This window comes from Rhizobium sp. P38BS-XIX, assembly GCF_012641435.1.
Lineage (GTDB): Bacteria > Pseudomonadota > Alphaproteobacteria > Rhizobiales > Rhizobiaceae > Rhizobium.
Map to the genome: position 1 here is coordinate 111,845 of NZ_JABAIJ010000006.1, position 25,496 is coordinate 137,340.

A 25,496-nucleotide genomic window follows, 5' to 3' on the forward strand; every position below is an offset into this window, starting at 1 on the left:
AAAGCAATATCTCTCCATGCAATCTCATTCCGCAGCCTCCATCTTCCCGGCAATACGGCGGGATTGCTTGGCCTGCTCGTCATAGTCGACCTGCCACTGGGACGGACCGTTCGACGGCGAAACCTGCACGGCCGTCACCTTGTATTCCGGGCAGTTCGTCGCCCAGTCGGTGTAGTCCGTGGTGATGACGTTCGCCTGCGTGTCCGGATGATGGAAGGTCGTATAGACGACGCCGGGCGCCACGCGGTCGGTAATCAAGGCGCGGAGCGTCGTGTCACCGGAGCGGCTGCTGAGCCTGATCCAGTCGCCCTCGCGGATGCCGCGCTGCTCGGCGTCATGCGGATGGATCTCCAACCGGTCTTCCGCATGCCAGACGACGTTTTCCGTGCGTCGTGTCTGCGCGCCGACATTGTACTGACTGAGAATGCGCCCGGTGGTGAGCAACAGCGGGAAGCGCGGACCGGTGCGCTCGTCAGTGGCAACATATTCCGTGCGAATGAACTTGCCCTTGCCGCGCACGAAGCCGTCGACATGCATGATCGGCGAGCCGAGCGGCGTCTTCTCGTTGCAGGGCCACTGTACCGAGCCCATCTTCTCCAGGTACTCGTAGGAGACGAGCGCGAAGCTTGGCGTCGTCGCGGCGATCTCATCCATGATTTCGGACGGATGGCTATAGTTCCAGCCAAGACCCATGGCCTGCGCCATCTTCTGCGTCACCTCCCAGTCGGCATAGCCGTTGCGCGGCGTCATGACCTTGCGGACGCGGTTGATGCGGCGCTCGGCATTGGTGAAGGTGCCATCCTTTTCGAGGAAGGTCGAACCCGGCAGGAAGACGTGAGCGTAGTTTGCCGTCTCGTTCAGGAAGAGATCGTGAACGACGACGCATTCCATCGCGGCAAGGCCGGCAGCGACATGCTTGGTATCCGGGTCGGACTGGAGGATATCCTCGCCCTGAATGTAGATGCCCTTGAACGTACCCTCGACGGCAGCGTCGAGCATGTTGGTGATGCGCAGGCCCGGCTCGTTGTTGAGCTTCACGCCCCAGAGCTTTTCGAAGACATCACGCGTCGCATCATCGGAGATATGACGATAGCCCGGCAGCTCGTGCGGGAAAGACCCCATGTCGCACGAGCCCTGCACATTGTTCTGGCCGCGCAGCGGGTTCACGCCGACGCCTGGACGGCCGATATTGCCCGTGACCATCGCGAGGTTGGCGATTGCCATGACGGTCGTCGAGCCCTGACTGTGTTCGGTCACACCGAGGCCGTAGTAAATCGCCCCATTGCCACCCTTCGCAAAGAGGCGAGCGGCACCCCGTACGAGCTCGGGAGAAACGCCGGTATATTTTTCCGTTTCTTCCGGGCTGTGCTGTGGCTCGGCAACGAAAGCACCCCAATCCTCGAATTCGGACCAGTCGCAGCGCTCGCGGATGAAAGCTTCGTCGAACAGGCCCTCGGTGACGATGACGTGAGCCAGTGCCGTCAGCATCGCGACATTGGTACCGGGCTTCAGCGGCAGGTGATAGCTCGCCTCGACATGCGGCGTACGCACCAGATCGATGCGGCGCGGATCGATGACGATGAGCTTTGCACCCTGACGCAGACGCTTTTTCAGGCGCGAGCCAAAGACCGGGTGGCCATCGGTAGGATTGGCGCCGATGACGAGGACGACGTCGGAATGCTCGACACTGTCGAAATTCTGCGTTCCGGCCGAGGTGCCGAAAGCCTGGCCAAGACCATAACCGGTCGGAGAGTGGCAGACGCGGGCGCAAGTATCGACATTGTTGTTGCCGAAACCGGCACGGATCAGCTTCTGGACGAGATAGGTTTCCTCGTTGGTGCAGCGAGACGAGGTAATACCGCCCACGGACTCGCGGCCATATTGATATTGCAGACGCTTGAATTCATTGGCGACATGCGCGTACGCTTCTTCCCAAGTAACCTCGCGCCACGGATCGGTGATCTTTTCGCGGACCATCGGGTTGAGAATGCGGTCCTTGTGGGTCGAATAGCCGTATGCAAAGCGGCCCTTGACGCAGGAATGGCCGCGATTGGCCTGACCGTCCTTCCACGGCACCATGCGCACCAGCTCTTCGCCACGCATTTCCGCCTTGAACGAGCAGCCGACGCCGCAATAGGCACAGGTGGTAACGGCAGAATGTTCCGGCTGGCCGATCGCGATCACCGACTTCTCGGTGAGGGTCGCTGTCGGGCAAGCCTGCACGCAGGCGCCGCAGGACACGCATTCGCTGTCGACGAAATTCTCATGCATGCCGGGCGAAACGCGCGAGCCGAAGCCGCGACCCTCGATCGTCAGCGCAAAGGTCCCCTGCACTTCCTCGCAGGCGCGCACGCAGCGAGAGCAAACGATGCACTTCGACGGATCATAGGTGAAATAAGGATTCGACTCGTCCTTCGGCATCCATTTCAGATTGATGTCGCCGTTGTTGCGCGCCTTGACGTGGTTGTCGCCCTCATAGCCATAGCGCACATCGCGCAGGCCGACGGCGCCGGCCATGTCCTGCAGCTCGCAATCGCCGTTGGCGGCGCAGGTCAGACAGTCGAGCGGATGGTCGGAGATATAAAGCTCCATCACGCCACGGCGGATATCCTTCAGCCGGCCTGTCTGCGTGTGGACGACGATACCCGGAGCAACCGGCGTCGTGCACGAGGCCGGCGTACCGTTGCGACCTTCGACCTCCACGAGACAGAGGCGGCAGGAGCCGAAAGCATCGACCATGTCGGTCGCGCAGAGCTTCGGCACCTGAATGCCGGCCTCCATGGAAGCGCGCATGATCGACGTGCCCTCAGGCACTGTGATCTGGCGTCCGTCGATGGTGAGCGTCACCATGGTTTCGGATTGGGAGGCAGGCGTGCCGTAATCGATTTCTGGAACGAGGGACATGGATCTTACTCCGCCGCTTCAATCAAGGGAGCCGGAGAAAAGTCCTCCGGAAAATGGGTCATCGCACTCAGCACAGGATAGGGCGTGAAGCCGCCGAGCGCACACAGTGAGCCGAATTTCATCGTATTGCAGAGATCGGCGAGCAAAACCCTGTTCTTCTCGGGCTCGATCCCTTGGGCGATCTTGTCGGCCGTCTCGACACCACGCGTCGAGCCGATGCGGCAGGGCGTGCACTTGCCGCAGCTTTCGACCGCGCAGAATTCCATGGCGAAACGCGCCTGCTTCAGCATGTCGGCGCTATCGTCGAAAATGACGAGGCCGGCATGGCCGATGAGGCCATCCTTGGCGGCAAAGGCTTCATAGTCAAACGGCGTGTCGAACAGAGCGCGCGGGAAATAGGCTCCGAGCGGTCCGCCCACCTGCACTGCCTTGACCGGCCGGCCCGTCGCCGTGCCGCCGCCGATCTTGTCGACGATATCACCAAGCGAAAGACCGAAGGCCGTCTCATAGAGGCCGCCATATTTCACATTGCCGGCGATCTGCAGCGGGATCGTGCCGCGCGAACGGCCCATGCCGAAATCGCGGTAGAAGGCCGCGCCCTTATCCATGATGACCGGGACGGAGGCGAGCGAAATCACGTTGTTGATGACTGTGGGACGGTTGAAAAGGCCCCTATGTGCCGGCAGCGGCGGCTTGGCGCGCACGATGCCGCGCTTGCCCTCGAGGCTGTTCAGCAGCGCCGTTTCCTCGCCGCAGACATAAGCGCCGGCGCCGGTGCGGATCTCCATATCAAACGCCTTGCCGGAACCGAGCACCGAAGCGCCGAGAATGCCGGCCTTACGGGCAATTTCGACCGCTTCCGTCATCGCAGCGATCGCATGCGGATATTCCGAGCGCGTATAGACGAAGCCTTTGGTCGCCCCCGTTGCGAGGCCAGCGATCGTCATGCCCTCGATCAGCACGAAGGGATCGCCCTCCATGATCATCCGGTCGGCAAAGGTGCCGCTATCGCCCTCATCGGCATTGCAGACAATGTATTTGCGGTCACCCGGCGCATCGAGCACCGTCTTCCACTTGATGCCGGTCGGGAAACCTGCGCCGCCACGGCCGCGCAAGCCGGAATCGGTGACTTCCTTGACGATATCTCCGGATGCCATGCCGATGGCGCGACGCAGCCCCTTGAGGCCGCCATGCGCTTCATAATCCTGCAGCGAAAGCGGATCGGTAACACCACAACGGGCAAAGGTCAGGCGGGTCTGTTCTTTCAGGAATGGGAGGCTTTCGACCTCCCCAAGACAGAGCGAATGTTCGCCGCCTTCGGCGAGCCCGGCGTCGAACAGTGCCGCGACATCCCTAGCCTTCACCGGGCCATAGCCGATGCGCTTGCCGTCGATCTCGACTTCGACCAGAGGCTCGAGCCAGAACATGCCGCGCGAACCATTGCGCACGATGCGTGCATCGAGCCCGCGCTTGGCGATTTCCTGAGCGACCGATTTCGCGACCTTTTCCGCGCCGAGTGAAAGGGCTGCGGCATCGCGAGGAATATAAATGGTGAGCGTCATTGGCGCGCCTCCTTGACGAGGTCGTCCGCGCTCTCATCATCGAGCCGACCATGGAGTTCGCCATCCAGCATCGCGGCCGGAGCGCACGCACAGAGCCCGAGACAGTAGACCGGTTCGAGCGTGACGCTGCCATCGAGGGTCGTCTGATGGAAATCGATGCCGAGCAGCCGCTTGATGCGCTCGGCCAGCGCATCGCCGCCCATCGATTGACAGGCTTCGGCGCGACAGAGCTTCAGGACATGGCGGCCTGTGGGGTGATCGCGATAATCATGGTAAAAGGTCATGACGCCGTGGACTTCGGCGCGCGAAAGGTTCAACGCCTTGGCGATCAGCGGCAGCGCATCCTGCGGCACATAACCGAATTCCTCTTGAATCCCATGCAAAATGGGCAAAAGTGGCCCTTCCATCGATTTCATGCTATCGATGATGGTCCCGGCGCGGTTGGCGACGTCGCTCGCAGCCTGATTCAAACTCATTAGCAGCCTCCCACGCATAGCTCCGAAAATCGAAGGCGAATCTTCAGACGCGCTTATGCGGCATTTCCTCCGTGGCGCGCGATCGACACGCCATAATTAAACGTCGCAGGGACGGCGCAAAGGATCAATAAGGCAGTCTCGTTGCTCGATAGAAAATTTCTATCAATCTTTGATCGATTCCGCGAGCAATCTCGCCTCATGCAACAAAGCGGAAACCAGTGGCGTGAAGGGCTCCCGGTGGGTAGCGACCAGCCCGACGAGATGCTCCGCATCCGGTTCCGTGATCGGTATTTTGCGAATATCAGCCGGAAAACCGAAGGAATCGGCAATATTCTTCGGCATGATGCTTGCCCAGCGCCCGGTCTGGACATGCGCAAAGAGAACGATCATCGAATTGGATTCGAGTGTCGGATTGGCGATCGCGCCCGCCTCGGCAAGGTGCCGATTGATAATACGGCGGTTCTGCATGTCCGCCGTCAATAGACAAAGCCGAAGATTGCCGATCTCTTTCCACGTTACGCTTTCACGCTCGGAAAAGGGGCTGCCCGCTGCAGTAATCAGATGATAACGCTCAGCAAAAAGCGGGACGCTGGTGACGCGGCCGAGCGGTTCGTTTTCGAGATAGGTGATACCGGCATCGATTTCGAGATTTTCCAGCAGGCTCAAAACCTGCAGCGAATTGCGCGATATGATGGAGAAGGTGACGTCCGGATGCCGTTCCTGAAAAGGCGTGGTGATCCTCGGCACCATTGCAAGCGCCGTCGGAATGGCCGCGATGCGGATGTGGCCAGCCAGACCCTTGCGCGCCGCTCGCATTTCCTCGCGCATGGTGCGGCTGTCGCCGACGATGCGGCGCGCCCATTCCAGCACACGCTGCCCCTCAGGCGTCAACCCCTGAAAACGCGAGCCGCGGCTGACGAGCATCACACCGAGCTGATCTTCCAGCTGCCGGATCGCCGCCGACAAGGTCGGCTGCGTGACGCCGCACTCTTCGGCCGCGCGGCCAAAATGCTTCTGATTCGCCAGCGCTATGAAGAATTCCAGCTTCTCGATCATCCACCTCTCCCGCAAGGAAAGAGTTAGACCGCAAGCCCTGCAAGCGCAACACGCAAGGCTCGATAACCCTCAACAGTCCTTGGGGCAAAAAGCTTCATGTAGCGAAGTGACGACAGCGCAAATTTCCGAGCGCGCGACGGCGTAATGAATAAGCCGTCCCTCGCGGCGCGTGTCGACCAGCTTATCCAGACGAAGACGCGCAAGATGCTGCGAAACGACCGCCTGCGGCAGGTCGAGGAGAGCTTCCAATTCCATCACTGTCTTTTCGCGCTTAGCGAGCATGAACAGAATGGCGAGCCGGGTTTCATGCGAAAGTGCCTTCAACACAGCGCTTGCCTTGCGCGCCTTCGCCGATAGCTCCTCGACATTATGTTCCGCAGCACCGCCCTGTGGTGGAGACGACGACATATCACAGCCTTCAGTGAGAACTCACATAGAGGTATGCTTATAATATTATCAAACCACAAACTGATTGAAAAAAGACATGAAAACCAAAAAAGGTCCGATTTGTCAGCAAATCAGCTGACCACCGTTGATTTCTATAACTTGTCCGGTGATGTAACCGGAGAGTGTGGGCGCGGCGAGAAAGAGATAGGCAGGGGCGCAATCTTCCGCCGTCCCAAGACGCTGCAACGGAATGGATTTGCGGGTCTGCTCCAGCTTCTCCTTGGAAGAATATCGCTCGTGGAAGTCGGTCGTTATCGTGCCTGGCGAAACACAATTCACGCGAATGCCATCCGGCGCGAGCTCGCGCGCCAAGGCCTTGGAATAGGTGACGACAAAGGCTTTGGACGCGGAATAGATAGCGGATCCGGGGCTTCCGCCCGTCAAGGCCGAGATCGATACCGTATTGATGATCGCCGCCTCTCCGCCAACCCGCAACAAGGGAAGCAATCCTCTCGTCACTTCCATGACCGAGGTCTGGTTGAGGTGGACGATCTTCTCATATTGATCATCCGTCAGTTCGCCCGCCAGAAACCGGCCAACCATCGTCCCGGCATTGTTGACCAGCACATCGACGCGATCGAAACGCTCGCCGGTCGCACTGACGAAATTCCGCGTGCCTTCCCCGCTGGAAAAATCGCCGGCGACGAGAAAGGCACGGCGCTCAGCCTGCGCCTCCATCAGAAAATCCGGAAGGTCGCGATTCGAATCACGCCCGACGTGAACGAGGACATGAGCGCCGCAATCGAGAAATTGCCGCGCCACCTCGAGCCCTATTCCACGGCCGGCGCCGGTCACGACGACATTGCGATTCTCGAACAACTTAGGATGAAACACGGCAGCCCCTCCACCCGCACAATTCGCGCGCCGGTAATTGCGGAATTTTCACTTTATCATATGATGACGAAAAAACGAAAGAAAGGGAGCGAAAATCATGTTCCTGTCCGGGCGCCAAACCGAGATTCTCGAGATCGCCAAAACGGAGGGGCGCGTGCTGGTGGAGGAGCTGGCACTGCGCTTTTCGGTAACGCCGCAGACCATCCGCAAGGATCTGAACGACCTCTGTGACGGCCGCGTCCTGTCGCGTGTGCACGGCGGCGCAATCTTCCCCGGCGGTACCGAGAATGTGAAATACGAAGCGCGCCGCTCGATCGCCGCTGTCGAAAAGCAGGCAATCGGCCGTGCCGCCGCCGCCATCATTCCAAGCAACAGCTCGCTTTTCATCAATATCGGCACCACCACCGAAGCTGTCGGCGAAGCACTGCTCGGCCATCACGAATTGATGGTCATCACGAATAACATAAACGTTGCCAACAAGTTACGTATCTTCCCATCCATCGAAGTGGTCATCGCGGGCGGCGTCGTGCGCGGCTCGGACGGCGGCATCGTCGGCGAAGCTGCGGTCGATTTCATAAGGCAATTCAAGGTCGACTATGCCGTCATCGGCGCCTCGGCCATCGATGCGGATGGCGCGCTTCTCGATTTCGATTTTCGCGAAGTGAAAGTCGCCCAGGCCATCATCGCCAACGCCCGTCATGTGATCCTGGTGGCCGACAGCACCAAGTTCGAGCGAACGGCTCCGGTTCGTATCGGGCACCTGTCGCAGGTTCATACCTTTGTCACCGATGAATGCACTATTGAATCCATACGAACTATCGCGAACGAGCACGATGTTCGCCTTGTCGAAGCGGCTCGCCACCCGACCTGATCGACGCACTTTCCGTCAACAAACGTTCGTTTGACATTCGTATCTATTTCGCTTTAGATGGTTTAATTTTCGAATTTCCATCTTCAGGGGATGGTGGACCTTTGCGGAGGGACGGGTGAGCGAACAGGTCTACGATATTTTCGTTATCGGCGGCGGCATCAACGGTTGTGGCATTGCCCGTGATGCCACGGGGCGTGGCTACAAGGTCGCGCTGGCCGAAATGAACGACTTCGCCTCCGGCACATCCTCCGGCGCCACCAAGCTTATCCATGGCGGCCTGCGCTATCTCGAGCACTATGAATTCCGGCTCGTGCGCGAATCCCTGATGGAGCGCGAAATCCTCTGGGCCATGGCGCCGCACATCATCTGGCCGATGCGCTTCGTCCTCCCCTATCACAAGGGCGGTATCCGGCCGGCCTGGCTCATCCGCCTCGGCCTGTTCCTCTACGATCATCTTGGCGGGCGAAAGCTGCTGCCGCCGACAGCGACACTGGACATGAAGAGGGATCCGGCCGGCAAGCCGCTGAAGGCGCTGTTCACCAAGGCCTTCGAATATTCCGACGGCTGGGTCGACGATGCCCGTATGGTTGTCCTGAACGCCCGCGACGCTGCCGATCGCGGCGCGACGATCATGCCGAGAACGAAAGTCGTGTCGGCTCGTCGCGAAGGTGCTGTCTGGACCATCGAAACCGAAAACACGATCAGCGGCGAGAAGCGCGAGTTTCGCTCGCGGATGCTGGTCAACGCCGCCGGGCCATGGGTCGACCATGTTCTCTCCGGCGCCTTCGGCAAGAACGAGGTGCACAATGTCCGCCTCGTTCAGGGCAGCCACATCATCGTTCGCAAGAAGTTCGATGATCCCCGCGCCTATTTCTTCCAGAACCCGGACAACCGCATCATCTTCGCCATTCCCTATGAGCAGGATTTCACGCTGATCGGCACCACCGATCGCGATTACAAGGACGATCCGAAGGATGTGAAGATCACCGCCGAGGAAACGACCTATCTCTGCAACGCCGCCAGCGAATATTTCAAGGAGCCGGTGCGGCCCGAGGACATCGTCTGGACCTACTCGGCCGTACGCCCGCTTTACGACGACGGCGCATCGAAGGCACAGGAAGCCACCCGAGATTACGTGCTCAAGGTAGAAGGTGAAGAGGGTCAGGCGCCGCTGCTCAATGTGTTCGGCGGCAAGCTCACCACATATCGCCGCCTGGGCGAACATGCGCTCGAAAAGATCGGCGAGGCGATCGGCCTCAAGGGCACGCCCTGGACCGCCAAGAGCTCGCTGCCGGGCGGCGATTTTCCCGCGCGCGGCTATGAAAGCGAAGTTTCGAAGCTGAAATCGCGCTACCCTTTCCTTATCGACCAGCATACGCGCCGCCTTGTCCGCCGGTATGGCACACGGGCCAGCATGATCCTTGGCGACGCAAAGACGGTCGCCGATCTCGGCCGCTGTTTTGGCAGCGACCTTTATGAAGCGGAGGTCCGGTATCTGGTCGACCAGGAATGGGCTCACAGTGCCGCCGACGTTCTCTGGCGTCGCTCAAAGAAAGGCCTCTACCTGTCTAAGGAAGAAGCCGCCGCACTCGAAAGCTATATGGCCGACAGCCGCGTTCACGCCTGAGCGCCAAGCTCATTCTCCAGGGTCGAGCAGTCGCGGCCCTGCCCCTTGTTCGGAAAGCGTATCCCAGGGATTGCGCAATGGACAGCTGTCGAGCGACAGGCAGCCGCAGCCGATGCAGCCGTCCAATTGATCGCGAAGCCCCTGCAGCCGCTTGATGCGCGCATCGAGATCACCCTTCCACAATCCCGAAAGCGCCTTCCAGTCGGAGGCCGTCGGCGTTCGTCCCTGCGGCAAGGCGCTCAAGGCCGCCTGAACTTCAGCAAGGGGAATGCCGACCCTCTGGGCTACTTTTATAATGGCGACCCGTCGCAGGATCTCACGAGGATAGCGCCGCTGGTTGCCGCTGCTGCGATGGCTCTCGATCAGGCCCTTTGCCTCATAGAAATGCAAAGTAGATACGGCCACGCCGCTGCGCGCCGCCACCTCCCCGACCGTCAGCAATCTGGGCATCTGTGCAGGATCGATTTTTCCCATAATTCCCTATTGACCTCAATCTTACTTGAGGTTTTATAACCCTGGCTCCAAACCGCGTAAAGCAGGAGCAAGACATGACTGAAAGAACCCGGCTGGCGATCATCTACGGCAGCACTCGCCCGGGCCGGCTGTGCGACCGGGTGGTCAAATGGGTCGCGCGGGAATTGGAGCAGTATCCTCTTATCGATATCGACCTGATTGATCCTCTCGAATTCGATCTGCCTTTCGTGCACGACCGCGAGCATTCTGGCGTTGCGGCTCTTTCGGAGCGGCTTGCGGACGCCGATGCCTTCATCGTCGTCACGCCTGAATACAATCACAGCTTCACGGCTTCGCTGAAGCTCGTGCTCGATCTCGTCTATGAACCTTGGCACGGCAAGCCCGTCGCCTTCGTTTCCTATGGCGGCATTTCAGCCGGCCTGCGCGCTGTCGAGCAGTTGCGGGTCGTATTCTCGGAACTGCACACCGTCACCGTGCGCGACACCGTGAGTTTCGCCAACCCGTGGGGCCAGTTTGCCGAAGACGGCACGCTGGAAAACCCTGCACGGGCAAGAAAGTCTCTAGCGCTTTTGATGGCGCGCTTGAACTGGTGGGCCAACGCTTTGAGACCTGCCCGCTCCGGCAGTCCCTATCGCCTGGCAGCCGCCTGACCCTTCTTCCAACATTCGAATCCGGTCTCCCGTTTCTGGCAGGTGCGTGAGATCGGTTCAACGCCCGGACCTTCATCAAGGTTCGGGCGTCATGTCGACAGGGATGCGCCTTGCCCAAATCGTCCCGATGACCTAACGCAGGGAGAGGAATTTAGGCGGTGCGGAAATGGAGAACGACGGGCGTCTCGGAGGAGCGGATTTCATGCGCGCCGTCGCATGCCTGATGGTGCTCGTCCACCACCTCGTGCTTCGTATGGATTTCAACAAACTGCCGCCGAGCCTGGAGACCAGCTTTATCGTCGCGCGCTTCGGCAATTACGGCGTCGCCGTCTTCTTCGTTCTCAGCGGCTTTCTCCTTTCGCGCCCGTTCTGGCTCGCCCTCGATAGGGGAGAGCCATTGCCGTCCATGAAAGTCTACGCGATACGCCGCGCCGCCCGCATCATGCCGGGCTTCTGGTTTGCCCTGACGATCGGCTTCCTCATCAGCTTCACCGTCTATGACTTCACGCTGGATGGCGAACTCGTCGGCCGCTATATCGCCGGCTTCTTCCTGATGAGCCAATGGCACTGGCGCACCTTTTTCCCCGTGCAAGGCGATGGGCCTTTGTGGTCTATCCCGTTCGAGACGACCTGCTACCTGCTTTTGCCGATCGGCTTCCTGCTGCTGTTCCATTCGAAACTCGGATCGCGCTCCGCGCTCCCTGGCCGTCTGCTGTGGGTCGGCATCATTGCGGCAGCACTTGTCGGGCACTGGCTCGTGGTCACCTCTTTCCCAACCGATAGCGTCGGACGCGGATGGCAATATGGTTTTCAAGGGGGCGCCAAGGAATGGATGCCGCGCTACAACCCGATCGGCTTCTTCGCAGTATTCGCGATCGGGGCGCTCGCCGCCGGCGTTCAGACCATCATCCCCTCCCGCCGCATGGCAATCTACGACGTCATCGCAGCACTTGCGATCGTCCTTGGCGCATGGCAGCTACCGCGATCGATTGGCGGTGACTGGGAAGGATATGCCTGGCTCGGCATTCCCTATCAGTTTCCGTTTCTTCCATTGGCGGTAGCGATCGCGCTTTGCACGCTGCCGCAATCGCGGCTGTTGGCAAATCTGCTCGACAACAGCCTTACGCGATATATCGCCACCGTCTCCTTCGGGGTCTACATCTGGCAGGATATCGTGCTGACTTTGATGCCGCGGCTTGTCCCCTCGTCCTTCGGCTCCGGCACGGATGACGTTTTGGGCGGCTGGGCAATCTCAAGCCTCATCGCGACCGCCGTCATCTTCACCATCGGCACGCTGAGCTATGTTCTGCTTGAACGCCCCGTCATCCGTTGGGCACGGACGCGAGAGAGCAAAAACATGCGGCCCGCCACTACGTGACGGGCCGAAAAAGCAGCAGGAGCAAGCCCCGCCGACAGCGCCTTTAGATACGGGTCGCCTTCAAGCGCTCTTCATCGAGAACGATACCGAGCCCCGGCGCGGTGCCGAGATCGAGCCAGCCGGCCTCGTGCTTGAGCGGCGACGCCATCGGATAGTCGCGGCGGGCTTCGCTCCATTCCGGATTGTCGTAGGGATATTCGAGCCAGGCTGCGTCGGCAACGCCGGCGGTCAGATGCGCATTGGCAAGCACGCCGATGCCGTTCGTCCAGGAATGCGGCGTGAACTGCACGCCCGCCTCGCGCGCCTGATAGGCCAGCCGCCGGCAACCCGTAATGCCACCGACGAGAGCGACATCCGGCTGGATGACGTCGAAAGCCCGCTCCTCGATGATGTCGCGGAACTCGTAGAGTTCACGCGTCATCTCGCCGCCGACGATTCTGATCGACGTTGCCTGCTTCAATTCCTTCATGCCCTTGCGATCCGAGCGATAAAGCGGCTCCTCCATCCAGTAGACGCCGAGCCGCTCCAGTTCCTTGGCGACGGTCAGCGCATCCTTGAAGGTCCAGGGGAGCGTCGTGTCCCAGGGCATGCGCCAACCCTGATTGCAGTCGACCATCAGCTCCAGACGGTCGCCGACGCGGGCGCGGATCGCTTCCAGCGCCTTCACGTCCTCACGCCAGCCGCCACGCCCGCCCGAAGACGAGGAAAAGCGCACCTTCATGGCCGGGAAGCCCTCATCAAGATAACGCTCGGCCTGATCAGCCATCGCGGACGGCTCGCGCAGCACGCCGGAGGAAGCATAGAGCCGCACGCGGCTGGCGCGGCCGCCGAGCATCCGCCAGACCGGCTCGCCCGTGATCTTGCCGGAAAGGTCCCACAGCGCAAGGTCCATCGGCCAGCAGCGGCCATAATGGAAATTGATATGCGAAAGGACTTCATAGTGACGTTCGAGGTGTCGCGGGTCCTGCCCGATGAACAGATCCTCGTGGCCTTCGAAACCCTTCATCAGGTCGCCGGAGCCGATGCCTTCGCGGCCCTCATCATCCCTGACGCGCACGATGGTCGCATCGAAATGCTTGCGTGGGCGACCATCCCAACTCGCCTTGAACGCCGGATCGAGCGGCAGGCGATGATGGGTGATTTCGATGGAAACGATCTTGCTCATTATGGCTCCCCTTTATCCTCCGATCATGATCCCGCAAGCGTCGCCGCTTTGTGCGGGATCATGCAATTCCAATGTCTCAGGCGAACTGCTGCCAGATGGTCTTGTAGTCGCAATATTTGTCGATCGCATGCACCGAGCGGTCACGCCCGAAACCGGACTGCTTGAAACCGCCGAACGGCGTTGCGAAATTCGACATATCATAGGTGTTGATCCACACCGTACCCGCATGGATCTCCTCGGAAAAGCGGTGAGCGCGATCCATATCCTTGGTGAAGACCGCTCCGGCCAACCCGTAGATCGTATCGTTGGCGATCTTCAGCGCCTCTTCCTCGGTATCGAAGGGAATGGCTGCCAGCACCGGACCGAAGATTTCCTGACGCGCCAGGCTCATGTCGTTGGTCATGTCGACGAAGACGCCCGGCGAGACGTAGTAGCCGCCGGTCTCGCTCAAGACACGCTCGGCCCCGAAGGCACGGCGCGCGCCTTCCTTCTCGCCAGCTGCGATCATCGCCAGCACCTTGTTCATATGTTCTTCCTCGATCAGGGCGCCAATCTGGGCTGCCGGATCGAGCGGATGCTTGAGCGCAATATCGGAGTTGGTGACTGCCTGGATCTTTGCAATCAGCTGGTCCTGCACAGACCGCTGCACGATGAGGCGCGTCGAGGCATGGCAGGTTTCGCCGGAATTGTAGAAGCAACCCCAGGCAGCCGCGACAGCTGCGGCATCCAGATCGGCGTCTTCGAACACGACGAGCGGCGACTTGCCGCCAAGTTCCAACGCCACGCGCTTGACGTTCGATTGCGCCGCATAACCCATGATCAGCTTGCCGACTTCGGTCGAGCCCGTGAAGGCGATCATGTCCACGTCCATGTGCAGCGCCAGCGGCTTGCCGGTTTCTTCGCCGTAACCAGTCACCACATTGAAGACGCCAGCCGGCAGACCAGCTTCAATCGCAAGTTCGGCAAGGCGGATCGCCGAAAGCGACGACTGTTCGGCCGGCTTCAGCACCACGGAATTGCCAGCCGCAATCGCCGGCCCGAGCTTCCAGGCATCGATGATCATCGGATAGTTCCAGGGCGTGATCGCCCCGATGACCCCGAGCGGCACCTTACGCACGAGTGCCCGCGCATTCGGCCCGGTCGGCGCGATCTCGTCATACATCTTGTCGATCATTTCGCCGTAGAACTGGATGCCTTCGGCGCAGAGGCGCACATCGACACCGAGCGACGCCATGACCGGCTTGCCGACATCAATCGTCTCCAGCATGGCCAGCTCGTCGCCATGGGCGCGAATGAGATCGGCCCATTTCAGCATGATCTTTTTCTTTTCCAGCGGCTCCTTCTTGCGCCAGACGCCACTTTCGAAGGCGGCGCGGGCTGAGGCGACCGCAGCATCGACATCAGCGGCATTGCCGCGCGCAAGCTGAGCGCCGGGCTTGCCGTCCATCGGCCGGATGCGGGTGAACGTCTCGCCCGAGGAGGCGGCGCGATGGGTGCCGTTTATGAAATGACGCCCTTCCGGCTTGATGTCGGAAAGAACGCTTTCCCAATAGTCGCGCGTATAGTTCTTGGTCATCTCAAATTCCTTTCGGCAGCGCCATGACGGCGGCTGCAAAGCGGTCGATATCGGCATCCGTCACGTCGCGGATCGTCGAGCGCCGCATGGGCTGGTTTTCGGTGGCGCGCATTTCGCGGGCGAGATCGGCTTCGTCGAACGGCTTGAACGCCGCCGGCAGTGACCGCACGATGCCGCAGCGATCCATCCAGTCCGACACGAATGCCGGCAGTTCAGCGGCGCTATCGAGACCGCAGGCCTTGGCTGCAGCATCGAGATCTGCCGTATTCGCTTCGACCAGCCAGGGAAGCGTCGCTTCAAAGCCGAGCGCCGTTGCAAGCCCATGGTGGACCGGCGCGAGACCAGCCATCGCATGGCTGACATTATGCGCGATCGCCGTGCCGCAATTGTCGATGGCGATGCCGCCGAAGCAGGAGCCGAGCAGCACATCGCCGCGGGCCACCATATCGTCGGGATGCTTGACGGCCGTTTCCAGCGCACCTGTCAGAAGCCGCAGCGCCTGATGCGCGTAGAACTGCGCACCGCGATGCGCATTGCGGTTCGTCGCCGCTTCAAAGGCGTGGATGAAGGCATCGAAGCCGCACCACGCCGTTAGGCTGGCGGGCAAGGTCCTCGTCAGCGCCGGATCGAGAATGACGAGATCCGCCTTCGTCTCCGGGCCCCAGATCCAGAGCTTCTTGCCCTCTGGGCCGGCAAAGATATTCGTGGCAGATGTCTCCGAACCCGTACCGGCCGTGGTCGGGATCATGATCTTCTTCAGCGCATTCTTCGGCAGCGGGTTGGCCGCCAGCGCGTAATGCATCGGGTCCTCGCCGGAGGCGATGCAGCAGGCGACGATCTTGCCGATATCGAGCGCGGAGCCACCACCGATGCCGATCACCATGTTCGCGCCCCGCCCTGCCTCGATGGCGGCATGAACATGTGCAAGCTTCGGTTCACCGGCAAAGTCCGAGAAAACCAGCGCCCTCACGCCCACCTCGGCAAGATCGGCGCTGACCTTGGCGGCCAGGCCAGACTGCGCCAGGAAGGCATCGATCACGAGCAGAACGGTGCCGACGCCATCGAAAGATTGAACCGCAGCGGGAAGGCCGGAGAGCGCACCCTCGCCGAAACGAATGTCAGGAATGGCGGAAATCGAAAAGGACACGAGGGATACCCCTGGAAAAACGACTGATATGATGCCGACGATCCTGCATCACAATTTCAGATCTTCAAATCCGGGCAATTATCGGGAATATTGATGATCTGACGTTATGGAGAGCCAATGCTAGAGAAAATACCGCTGGAGGCCTTCCGCGTATTCGATGCCGCCGCGCGCGCCATGAATTTTTCCCGCGCTGGCCGCGAGCTGAACATCACCCAGGCGGCCGTCAGTCGCCGTATAAAGGGGCTGGAAGATCACCTCGGCGCGACGCTCTTTACCCGACGCGGCCGCAACCTTGCACTGACGCCGGATGGCGAGCGGCTGTTTCAACGCGTGCGCGCGACGCTGGAATATCTGGAGGAAAGCCTGGAGCCCTTCCGCGCCGGGACGGGCGAAATCATCTCGATTGCCGCGAGCGGCTCGATCTCGCATCTCTGGCTCGGGCAGCGGCTGAGAGACTTCGGCAAGGAGAGCCCGGGCATCTCCGTGCGCCTGCTGACGACGGACGTCCATTCCGAACTCGCCTCGGAAAACAACGATCTCATCATCATCTATTCCACCGGCGAACATCCCCGCTGGAGCCTCACACCGCTTTTGAAGGAAGTCTTGGTGCCGATCGCTTCACCGGAATACCTGGCGACGCGTGGCCTCGACCCGCAAACGCTGACATCAGTAGACATCGCCGCGCTCAATCTCATCGATTACGAACGCGCCAATGCCCACTGGATCAGCTTCCGCCAGTGGTTCGGCCGCATCGGGGACCCCTTGAAGGGCAAGCTGCCGCGACCGCGGCTATCGTTCTCGACCTATATCATGGCTGTGGAAGCAGCACTCCGGGGTGAAGGCATAGCGCTCGGCAGCCTCGGCCTCATCGAAGAGTACCTGCAAGCAGGCACCCTCGTCACAATCGGCAACGACCGCGTCGAGAGCGGTTTCGGATATTATCTTGGCGCGCCACGCTTCCGATCTCTTTCGCCTGAAGCCGCGCAGCTGCACAGGTTTCTGCTGGACGGCCAGCAGGTCTAATACGATTTCGGCAGCAATCGCCTTACCGGCTTCTACCTTGCGAGGGAGTCTTGCAGATGTTGCTCACGGCGCTACTACCCTAAGCAAGGTGCAGCACGGCTAGGCGACGAACCACGAGATGATCCGAGTTCGCGCCGGATGCTACTCAATCGCGTGGTTTGCCGTGCCCTCCTCTGAAACAAGCGGCCAACGCCTAGGACGAGGATGGTCGCAGACGATTAAACAAAAAAAGCGGCCCGAAGGACCGCTTTAATCTCATTCACTAATCTTGGATCCTATCAATCCTGCGGGATCGAGCCTCGCAGATGCGACAGTTCCATGATGAAATGCTCAAGACGCGACTTGTGCTCGTGATGCTCGGCATCCTCAAGCTCGGTCTTGGCGGCATTGATGCGGCGATCCAGTTCGTCGCGGCTCATGTCCTCGACCGGAACGGCCGATTCTGCGAGCAGCGTGCAGCCGGTCGGCAGGATGTCGGCGAAACCGCCGAAAACAACGTAATCCTGCTTCTTGCCCGAAGCCGAATGCACCTTGACGACGCCCGGCTTGATGGTGGTCATGGTCGGCGCATGATGCGCCATGACGGTCATCTCGCCTTCGGTCGCGGGGATGACGACATCGATGACCTGCTCCGACAGCAGCAGACGCTCCGGAGAAACCAGTTCGAAATTGAAATTGTCAGCCATGGCCCGTCACTTCTCGATTGTCTTATTCGCAAGGCAAGGGCGCGCGGGCAACGCCGCGCGCCGATGGATTGGCCTGATTAGGCAGCGAGCTTCTTGGCCTTTTCGATCGCTTCGTCGATCGAGCCAACCATGTAGAAAGCAGCTTCCGGCAGGTGGTCGTAATCGCCGTTGACGAGGCCCTTGAAGCCCTTGATCGTGTCTTCGAGAGCGACGAGCTTGCCCGGCGAACCGGTGAAGATTTCGGCAACGAAGAACGGCTGCGACAGGAAGCGCTCGATCTTGCGGGCGCGGGCAACAGCCAGCTTGTCGTCTTCAGACAGTTCGTCCATGCCAAGGATGGCGATGATGTCCTGCAGGGACTTGTAACGCTGCAGCGTCGACTGAACCTTACGAGCAATTTCGTAGTGCTCTTCGCCGACGACCAGCGGGTCGAGCATGCGCGACGTGGAGTCGAGCGGGTCGACGGCCGGATAGATACCCTTTTCAGCGATCGAGCGCGACAGAACGGTCGTTGCGTCCAAGTGGGCGAACGAGGTTGCCGGTGCCGGGTCGGTCAAGTCGTCGGCCGGAACGTAAATGGCCTGAACCGAGGTGATCGAACCCGTCGTCGTCGTGGTGATGCGTTCCTGCATCTGGCCCATGTCGGTGGCGAGCGTCGGCTGATAGCCCACGGCCGAAGGAATACGGCCGAGCAGAGCGGACACTTCCGAGCCTGCCTGCGTGAAGCGGAAGATGTTGTCGACGAAGAACAGAACGTCCTGGCCTTCATCGCGGAAGTTTTCAGCAACGGTCAGACCGGTCAGAGCGACGCGTGCGCGTGCGCCCGGCGGTTCGTTCATCTGGCCGTAAACCAGCGCAGCCTTGGAGCCTTCGCCGCCGCCGTGCTTGTTGACGCCCGATTCGATCATTTCATGGTAAAGGTCGTTGCCTTCGCGGGTACGCTCACCCACGCCAGCGAACACCGAGTAACCACCGTGCGCCTTGGCGACGTTGTTGATCAGTTCCATGATGAGAACGGTCTTGCCGACGCCGGCGCCGCCGAACAGGCCGATCTTGCCGCCCTTTGCGTAAGGAGCGAGAAGGTCGACGACCTTGATGCCGGTGACGAGGATCTGCGCTTCCGTGGACTGCTCAACGTAGGACGGAGCATCCTGGTGGATGGCGCGCTTCTTGGCGGTGTTCAGCGGACCTGCTTCGTCGACCGGCTCTCCGATGACGTTCATGATGCGGCCGAGCGTCTCATGTCCAACCGGAACGGAGATCGGTGCGCCCGTGTCCTTGACCGGCTGGCCGCGAACCAGACCTTCGGTCGAGTCCATCGCGATCGTGCGAACGGAATTTTCGCCGAGGTGCTGTGCGACTTCGAGAACCAGACGATTGCCGTTGTTGTCGGTTTCAAGCGCGTTCAGGATCGCCGGGAGTTCGCCGTCGAAAGCAACGTCCACAACGGCGCCGATAACCTGAGTAACCTTACCGACAGAACCTGCGGGGGTAGCTGCGTCAGCCATTTTCTTACCCTCTTTCCCTAACCTCAGAGCGCTTCCGCGCCCGAAATGATTTCAATCAATTCCTTGGTGATCTGTGCCTGGCGCTGACGGTTGTAGTTCAGCGTCAGCTTGTTGATCATCTCACCAGCGTTGCGCGTCGCATTGTCCATCGCGCTCATCTTGGCACCCATCTCGCCGGCGACGTTTTCAAGCAACGCGCGGAAGATCTGGACAGAGATGTTGCGCGGGATCAGGTCCGCGAGGATCGAAGCCGCATCCGGCTCGTATTCGTAGACGGCGCCCTTGTGGGCCGCATCTTCTTCGACGACGGCGGGAGCCGAAGCCGGAATGAGCTGCTGTGCCGTCGGCACCTGGCTGATCACCGACTTGAATTCGGAGTAGAACAGCGTGCAAACGTCGAATTCGCCTGCTTCGAACATTTCGATGATGCGCTTGCCGATGGCATCCGCATTGTCGAAGCCGATACGCTTGACGTCGCGCAGTTCCTTGCGCTCGACGATCAGCGATGCATATTCGCGGCGAAGTACGTCATAACCCTTCTTGCCGACGGTGAAGATCTTCACCGTCTTGCCTTCGGCCAGAAGCTTGCGGGCATGATCACGGGCGAAACGCGAGATCTGCGAATTGAAGCCGCCGCAAAGGCCGCGTTCGGCCGTGCAGACGACGAGCAGATGCACATCGCTCTTGCCGGTTCCGGTCATCAGAAGCGGCGCACCGTCAGCATCGCTGACGGCAGCCGAGATGTTGGCCAGAACAGCGGCCATGCGCTGCGAGTAAGGCCGGGCGGCCTCGGCCGCCTCCTGCGCACGCCGAAGCTTCGCCGCGGCGACCATTTTCATCGCCTTGGTGATCTTCTGCGTCGCCTTGACGGAGGCGATCCGGTTTTTCAGATCCTTTAGTGAAGGCATCCTTGGTCCGTCCTAGAGCTTGGGCCCGATTACGTGAAAGACTTGACGAAGCTGTCGAGAGCAGCGGTAAGCTTGCCCTTCGTCGCGTCGCTGACGGCCTTCTCGGTGCGGATGGTGTCGAGGATTTCCTTGCCTTCCGAGCGGAGGTAGGAGAGCAGACCCTGCTCGAACTTGCCGACCTGGTTGACAGGCAGCTTGTCGAGGTAACCGTTGACGCCAGCGAAGATCACAGCAACCTGCTCTTCGGTCTTCAGCGGCGAGAACTGCGGCTGCTTCAGGAGTTCCGTCAGACGCGAACCACGATTCAGCAGGCGCTGCGTGGCGGCATCAAGGTCGGAACCGAACTGAGCGAAGGCGGCCATTTCACGATACTGGGCGAGTTCGCCCTTGATCGAGCCTGCAACCTGTTTCATCGCCTTGATCTGAGCGGACGAACCGACGCGCGAAACCGACAGACCGACGTTAACGGCCGGACGGATGCCCTGATAGAACAGGTCGGTTTCGAGGAAGATCTGGCCGTCGGTGATCGAGATCACGTTGGTCGGAATGAAGGCCGAAACGTCGTTACCCTGCGTTTCGATGACCGGGAGAGCGGTGAGCGAACCCGCGCCCTTCTCGTCGTTCATCTTTGCAGCGCGCTCGAGGAGACGCGAGTGGAGGTAGAAAACGTCGCCCGGATAAGCTTCACGGCCCGGCGGGCGGCGCAGCAGCAGCGACATCTGACGATAGGCAACAGCCTGCTTGGAAAGATCGTCGTAACCGATCAGGGCGTGCTGGGCGTTGTCACGGAAGTATTCGCCCATCGCGCAACCGGCAAACGGTGCCAGGAACTGCATCGGAGCCGGATCGGAAGCGGTCGCAGCAACGATGATGGAGTACTTCAGTGCGCCGCGCTCTTCGAGCACCTTCACGAACTGAGCAACGGTCGAACGCTTCTGGCCGACGGCGACGTAGACGCAGTACAGCTTTTCGCTGTCCGGGCCTGCATCGTGGATGGCCTTCTGGTTCAGGATCGTGTCGAGAATGATGGCGGTCTTGCCGGTCTGGCGGTCGCCGATGACGAGCTCGCGCTGGCCGCGGCCAACCGGGATCAGAGCGTCGATAGCCTTGAGGCCGGTCGACATCGGCTCATGAACCGACTTGCGCGGGATGATGCCAGGAGCCTTGACGTCGACGCGCGAACGGCGGGTCGCATTGATCGGGCCCTTGCCGTCGATCGGGTTGCCGAGCGCGTCGACAACGCGGCCGAGGAGTTCCGGACCAACCGGAACGTCAACGATCGCGCCGGTGCGCTTGACGGTGTCGCCTTCCTTGATGTCACGGTCGGAACCGAAAATAACCACACCGACGTTGTCGGCTTCAAGGTTCAGCGCCATGCCGCGAATGCCGCCGGGGAACTCGACCATTTCGCCGGCCTGAACGTTGTCCAGACCGTAGACGCGGGCGATACCGTCACCGACGGAGAGAACCTGGCCGACTTCGGAGACTTCAGCTTCCTTGCCGAAGTTTTTGATCTGATCTTTCAGAATTGCGGAAATTTCCGCTGCGCGGATATCCATCAGCCGACCTCTTTCAATGCAAGCTTAAGGGTGGAAAGTTTGGTGCGAAGGGACGTATCGATCTGACGCGAACCGACCTTGACGATCAGGCCGCCGAGGATCGACGGATCGACGGTGACGGCAATCGCCACGTCCTTGCCGGTGACGCCCTTCAGCGCCGCCTTCAATTCATCTTCCTGCGCCGGGGTGAGCGCATGAGCCGAGGTTACCTCGGCGGAAATCTCGCCGCGATGCTGGGCGGCGATGATGCGAAAAGCCTTGATCATGCCCGGCAGCGCAAAAAGGCGCCGGTTGCTGGCCACGAGCTTCAGAAAATTGGTGACGAAAACGCCAAAGCCAGCCTTGTTCGCCAGCGCTTCTACAGCGCCGACCTGCTCTTCAGCCGAAAAGACCGGGCTGAGGACGAAACGCTTCAGATCATCGCTTTCGTCGAGCATGGCTTGGAACCGATCGAGATCGGCGGTCACTGCCGGCACGGCACCTTCCTCAAGGGCCAATTCGAACAGCGACGAGGCATATCGTTCTGCAACACCAGAAACATGCTGGGATGTGTCTGCCACGGGCACAAAATTCCCTGATTTCAACCCAAGAACTCGACTCCCGGAGAACGGAAGACATATGCCCTTGAATTCGTTTTGATTTCCCCCAGAAATCAGCCGGAGCGCGCTCCTGCCTCATCCGAAATTCGGGGTTCGTCTAACATAGGATATTGAGACTCGCAACACGCGTATTCGACGAATACGCCATTCGGGCGAATTTATGATGGCAAAATTCGAAAAGCATGGGGATAGCGCGGGCAAAAAAGGCCGCGCGGAAACCATTTTTCACTCAAATATAGCCGAGACCATAGAGAAAAGGTAGCGCAGCCAGAGCAGCCTGCACAACCAGAAGAAGAAGGCTGACATAAATGCTGCCACGATCCGACATCAGCGAGAGGATGCGACCGAAAGCCGCGACGCCGAAGGCAGCGCCGAGCGCCAGGTAAATCATCGGCTGTGCAAGCAGGATCGCGACCAATCCGAAGCCGACCATGAAGCCGCCGGCCGAACGCGCTTCCGCATAGGCTTCCGAGCGCCCTTCCCTCACCTGAAGTTTGAGGAAACGGTAGGTATAACCGGGGGCAAACATCATGAAGAGGCCAATCAGCGCCGTAACCACGGCGGAACAGTATGCAAGCTGCTCACCGAATTCGGTCGGAAAATAAAGCTCCATCGGTCGCCCTCAAAATCAGTCGCGCAAATCACGTCAATGAGACGGCCGACTTATGGCATGATCCGCGCCGCAAGGGGAAGGCGCAGTCAAGCTATCTGCAACGTCAATCACAGAAAGCTTTGCGGATCGATGTCGAGATGCACCTGAACGGAGCCCCGTTCCTTCGGTGATTGCGCCAGCATGGCCCGCAGAAAACCCTGCATGTCGGAATTGCGCCGGCCGTGCACGAGCAGCCGGAAGCGATGGCGGCCGCGCACGAGCGCGATCGGCGCTTCGGCCGGCCCGAGCACGGATATGCCCGTCACCTGCGGCGCTGCATTGCGCATGCCGCGCGCATGGGTCTCGGCATCCTGCCTGGTATCTGCGGAGACGATGATCGAGGCAAGCCGGCCGAAGGGTGGCAGGATGGCTCTTTCGCGCTCCAAAATCTCGCGCTCGTAAAAGGCCCCGGCATCGCCCGAAACAATCGCCTGCATCACCGGATGCTGCGGTTGATACGTCTGCAGCAAGCCATGGCTCTTCAAGCCGGTTCGCCCGGCGCGCCCCGTTACCTGCGACAGCAACTGGAACGTCCGCTCGGCGGCACGCGGATCGCCGTTCGCCAGTCCAAGATCCGCATCGACGATGCCGACCAGCGTCATCAGCGGGAAATTGTGTCCCTTGGCGACGAGCTGCGTGCCGATGACGATATCCGCCTCGCCCTTGGCAATCGCATCGAGCTCCAGCCGCAGTCGCTTCACGCCCCCCATGATGTCGGAGGACAGCATGATCGTCCGCGCCTCAGGGAAGTGCCGCTCGACTTCTTCTGCAATGCGCTCGACGCCCGGCCCGCAGGCGACGAGATGATCGAGCGTGCCGCATTCGGGGCAGGCCTCCGGCGTGCGTTCCGCATAGCCGCATTGATGGCACTGGATCTGGCTCCGAAACCGGTGTTCCACCAGCCAGCTCGAACATTGAGGGCACTGGAATCGATGGCCGCAGACCCGGCAGAGCGTCAATGGCGCGTAGCCGCGCCTGTTGAGAAACAGCAGCGCCTGCTCGCCTTTCGCAACCGTCTTGCCGATTGCTCGCAACAGGACCGGTGACAAGAAGCCGCCGCGCTCAGGCGCATGCCGACGCATGTCGATCAGATGCAGATCGGGAAGTGCGGCGTCGCCATAGCGCGTCGGCAGGTGGATTGTGGTGTAGCGGCCGCTCTGGCCATTGACCTGGCTTTCGACAGAAGGCGTCGCCGACACCAGCACGACGGGGAAGTCGCCGATGCGGCCGCGCACCACAGCCATATCGCGCGCATTATAATAGACACGATCTTCCTGCTTGTAGGCGGGGTCATGCTCTTCGTCGACGATGATGAGGCCCAGATCTTCGAAAGGCAGGAAGAGCGCCGAGCGCGCCCCGGCCACGACCCGCACCTCGCCGGTGACCGCCTGACGCCAGACCTTTTCGCGCATTTTCGGCGCGAGATCGGAATGCCATTCGGCCGGCTTGGCGCCGAAGCGATCCTGAAAGCGCTCCAGAAAGCTCGCCGTCAGCGCAATCTCCGGCAAGAGGATCAAGACCTGCTTGCCGCGCCTCAGCGTTTCGGCGATGGCCTCGAAATAGACCTCCGTCTTGCCGGAACCGGTGACGCCGTCGATCAGCGAGACCGCAAATTCGCCCTTGCGCACATCGACCAAGATCTCGTCGGCCGCATCTTTCTGCGGCCCCTGCAGCCGCGACGCGGTGAATTCCGGATCGGGCTTGGCGACGACAGGCGGCGGCGGCAGGAAGATGGTTTCGAAAATGCCTTGCGAAATCAGTCCGTCGACGACGCTGGTGGAAACACCGGCGGCATGCGCCAGGCCAAGCCGCGTCCAGGAAAGCCCGTCGGCGGCGATCTCCATCACCTTGGCGCGGGCCGGCGTCAGCCGCTCCGGCTGGCCGCCGATGAACCGCAAACCTTCGACCATCGGCTCGGGATCGAAGGCGGCCGGCGCACGCAATGCCATGCGCGCCACCAGCCCTGGCGGCGATAGCGTATAGCCGGCAACCCAGTCGATGAAATCGCGCATATGCTTGCCGAGCGGCGGACAATCGAACACATGGCTGATCGGCCGAAGCTTCTTCGGATCGACCCCGCCATCATCCTCGCCATCCCAGACAACGCCGATGACCTGTCGCGGCCCAAGCGGCACCTGCACGACCGAGCCCGGCTCCACCGCCATGCCCTCAGGCACGGCATAGGAATAAGCCCTCGGCGCCGGCATCGGCACGAGAACGGGAACCGTACGGCTCATCACAGACTTTGCGGGCGCCGCCTCGAAAAGCGCACCGAACAGATCGGAAGAATCTTTGCTCATTGCGCGAGACCATGCCCCGGACGGATGAAAAAGGAAACCCGGGGGTGGGGCGTGACGATCCGCAAAATGGGGATGGCCTGAAGCTAAGGAGAAT

General features: G+C 60.6%; 22 protein-coding genes. 5 read left to right on the top strand and 17 right to left on the bottom strand.

What is annotated here, in order from left to right:
- Positions 1 to 24: 24 nt before the first annotated feature.
- The 6 genes from fdhF to HGP17_RS19990 all read right to left on the bottom strand — a co-directional run bounded on the left by fdhF (position 25) and on the right by HGP17_RS19990 (position 7,279).
- Complete coding sequence (gene fdhF / locus HGP17_RS19965) at positions 25 to 2,904, bottom strand: formate dehydrogenase subunit alpha (RefSeq protein ID WP_168812199.1); 2,880 nt, start codon at positions 2,902 to 2,904, stop codon at positions 25 to 27.
- 5 nt (positions 2,905 to 2,909) lie between these two features.
- On the bottom strand, positions 2,910 to 4,466 hold the full coding sequence (locus HGP17_RS19970; protein ID WP_168812200.1) for an NADH-quinone oxidoreductase subunit NuoF: 1,557 nt from the start codon (positions 4,464 to 4,466) through the stop codon (positions 2,910 to 2,912).
- Positions 4,463 to 4,942, bottom strand: coding sequence for a formate dehydrogenase subunit gamma (locus HGP17_RS19975; RefSeq protein WP_168812201.1), 480 nt, complete (start codon positions 4,940 to 4,942; stop codon positions 4,463 to 4,465). The genes HGP17_RS19970 and HGP17_RS19975 overlap by 4 nt, the downstream gene beginning before the upstream one ends.
- Before the next feature lie 162 nt (positions 4,943 to 5,104).
- On the bottom strand, positions 5,105 to 5,998 hold the full coding sequence (locus HGP17_RS19980; protein ID WP_168812202.1) for a LysR family transcriptional regulator: 894 nt from the start codon (positions 5,996 to 5,998) through the stop codon (positions 5,105 to 5,107).
- Positions 5,999 to 6,067: 69 nt separating this feature from the next.
- Positions 6,068 to 6,406: a metalloregulator ArsR/SmtB family transcription factor gene (locus HGP17_RS19985; protein ID WP_168812203.1), complete on the bottom strand. Its 339-nt coding sequence runs from the start codon at positions 6,404 to 6,406 to the stop codon at positions 6,068 to 6,070.
- 102 nt (positions 6,407 to 6,508) lie between these two features.
- Positions 6,509 to 7,279, bottom strand: a complete 771-nt coding sequence (locus tag HGP17_RS19990; protein ID WP_168812204.1) for an SDR family oxidoreductase — start codon at positions 7,277 to 7,279, stop codon at positions 6,509 to 6,511.
- Positions 7,280 to 7,376: 97 nt separating this feature from the next.
- Between HGP17_RS19990 and HGP17_RS19995 the strand changes: the two genes are divergently transcribed.
- A complete protein-coding gene (locus HGP17_RS19995) occupies positions 7,377 to 8,150 on the top strand; it encodes a DeoR/GlpR family DNA-binding transcription regulator (RefSeq protein ID WP_168812205.1) in 774 nt (257 codons plus the stop codon).
- Between the two features lie 115 nt (positions 8,151 to 8,265).
- On the top strand, positions 8,266 to 9,777 hold the full coding sequence (glpD, locus tag HGP17_RS20000; RefSeq protein ID WP_168812206.1) for a glycerol-3-phosphate dehydrogenase: 1,512 nt from the start codon (positions 8,266 to 8,268) through the stop codon (positions 9,775 to 9,777).
- Between the two features lie 9 nt (positions 9,778 to 9,786).
- On the opposite strand, the gene soxR is transcribed toward glpD, so the two are convergent.
- A complete protein-coding gene (soxR, locus tag HGP17_RS20005) occupies positions 9,787 to 10,251 on the bottom strand; it encodes a redox-sensitive transcriptional activator SoxR (RefSeq protein ID WP_168812207.1) in 465 nt (154 codons plus the stop codon).
- A gap of 74 nt (positions 10,252 to 10,325) precedes the next feature.
- Here soxR and HGP17_RS20010 point away from each other — a divergent pair, with 74 nt between their 5' ends.
- Both HGP17_RS20010 and HGP17_RS20015 read left to right on the top strand, forming a co-directional pair.
- On the top strand, positions 10,326 to 10,901 hold the full coding sequence (locus tag HGP17_RS20010; protein WP_168812208.1) for an NAD(P)H-dependent oxidoreductase: 576 nt from the start codon (positions 10,326 to 10,328) through the stop codon (positions 10,899 to 10,901).
- A gap of 166 nt (positions 10,902 to 11,067) precedes the next feature.
- Entirely contained in the window at positions 11,068 to 12,279 is a 1,212-nt protein-coding gene (locus HGP17_RS20015) for an acyltransferase (protein WP_168812209.1), read from the top strand.
- Positions 12,280 to 12,322: 43 nt separating this feature from the next.
- Here HGP17_RS20015 and HGP17_RS20020 read toward each other — a convergent pair whose 3' ends face one another.
- The 3 genes from HGP17_RS20020 to HGP17_RS20030 all read right to left on the bottom strand — a co-directional run bounded on the left by HGP17_RS20020 (position 12,323) and on the right by HGP17_RS20030 (position 16,167).
- A complete protein-coding gene (locus HGP17_RS20020) occupies positions 12,323 to 13,444 on the bottom strand; it encodes a mandelate racemase/muconate lactonizing enzyme family protein (RefSeq protein WP_168812210.1) in 1,122 nt (373 codons plus the stop codon).
- A gap of 76 nt (positions 13,445 to 13,520) precedes the next feature.
- Positions 13,521 to 15,020, bottom strand: a complete 1,500-nt coding sequence (locus HGP17_RS20025; RefSeq protein ID WP_168812211.1) for an aldehyde dehydrogenase — start codon at positions 15,018 to 15,020, stop codon at positions 13,521 to 13,523.
- 1 nt (position 15,021) lies between these two features.
- Positions 15,022 to 16,167: an iron-containing alcohol dehydrogenase gene (locus HGP17_RS20030; RefSeq protein WP_168812212.1), complete on the bottom strand. Its 1,146-nt coding sequence runs from the start codon at positions 16,165 to 16,167 to the stop codon at positions 15,022 to 15,024.
- 117 nt (positions 16,168 to 16,284) lie between these two features.
- Here HGP17_RS20030 and HGP17_RS20035 point away from each other — a divergent pair, with 117 nt between their 5' ends.
- Positions 16,285 to 17,190 (top strand): LysR substrate-binding domain-containing protein, encoded by a 906-nt coding sequence (locus HGP17_RS20035; protein ID WP_168812213.1) that lies wholly within the window; start codon positions 16,285 to 16,287, stop codon positions 17,188 to 17,190.
- 278 nt (positions 17,191 to 17,468) lie between these two features.
- On the opposite strand, the gene HGP17_RS20040 is transcribed toward HGP17_RS20035, so the two are convergent.
- The 7 genes from HGP17_RS20040 to HGP17_RS20070 all read right to left on the bottom strand — a co-directional run bounded on the left by HGP17_RS20040 (position 17,469) and on the right by HGP17_RS20070 (position 25,402).
- On the bottom strand, positions 17,469 to 17,876 hold the full coding sequence (locus HGP17_RS20040) for a F0F1 ATP synthase subunit epsilon (RefSeq protein WP_112795443.1): 408 nt from the start codon (positions 17,874 to 17,876) through the stop codon (positions 17,469 to 17,471).
- Positions 17,877 to 17,953: 77 nt separating this feature from the next.
- Positions 17,954 to 19,384: a F0F1 ATP synthase subunit beta gene (gene atpD / locus HGP17_RS20045; RefSeq protein ID WP_168812214.1), complete on the bottom strand. Its 1,431-nt coding sequence runs from the start codon at positions 19,382 to 19,384 to the stop codon at positions 17,954 to 17,956.
- Between the two features lie 23 nt (positions 19,385 to 19,407).
- A complete protein-coding gene (locus tag HGP17_RS20050; protein ID WP_168812215.1) occupies positions 19,408 to 20,292 on the bottom strand; it encodes a F0F1 ATP synthase subunit gamma in 885 nt (294 codons plus the stop codon).
- A 29-nt stretch (positions 20,293 to 20,321) separates the two neighbouring features.
- Complete coding sequence (atpA, locus tag HGP17_RS20055) at positions 20,322 to 21,851, bottom strand: F0F1 ATP synthase subunit alpha (RefSeq protein ID WP_168812216.1); 1,530 nt, start codon at positions 21,849 to 21,851, stop codon at positions 20,322 to 20,324.
- Positions 21,851 to 22,417 (bottom strand): F0F1 ATP synthase subunit delta, encoded by a 567-nt coding sequence (locus HGP17_RS20060; RefSeq protein ID WP_168812217.1) that lies wholly within the window; start codon positions 22,415 to 22,417, stop codon positions 21,851 to 21,853. The genes atpA and HGP17_RS20060 overlap by 1 nt, the downstream gene beginning before the upstream one ends.
- A gap of 262 nt (positions 22,418 to 22,679) precedes the next feature.
- The gene (locus HGP17_RS20065) at positions 22,680 to 23,063 is read right to left on the bottom strand and encodes a DUF4345 domain-containing protein (RefSeq protein ID WP_168812218.1); all 384 of its coding nucleotides are present in this window, start codon (positions 23,061 to 23,063) and stop codon (positions 22,680 to 22,682) included.
- 107 nt (positions 23,064 to 23,170) lie between these two features.
- Positions 23,171 to 25,402: a primosomal protein N' gene (locus HGP17_RS20070; RefSeq protein WP_168812219.1), complete on the bottom strand. Its 2,232-nt coding sequence runs from the start codon at positions 25,400 to 25,402 to the stop codon at positions 23,171 to 23,173.
- Positions 25,403 to 25,496 lie beyond the last annotated feature (94 nt).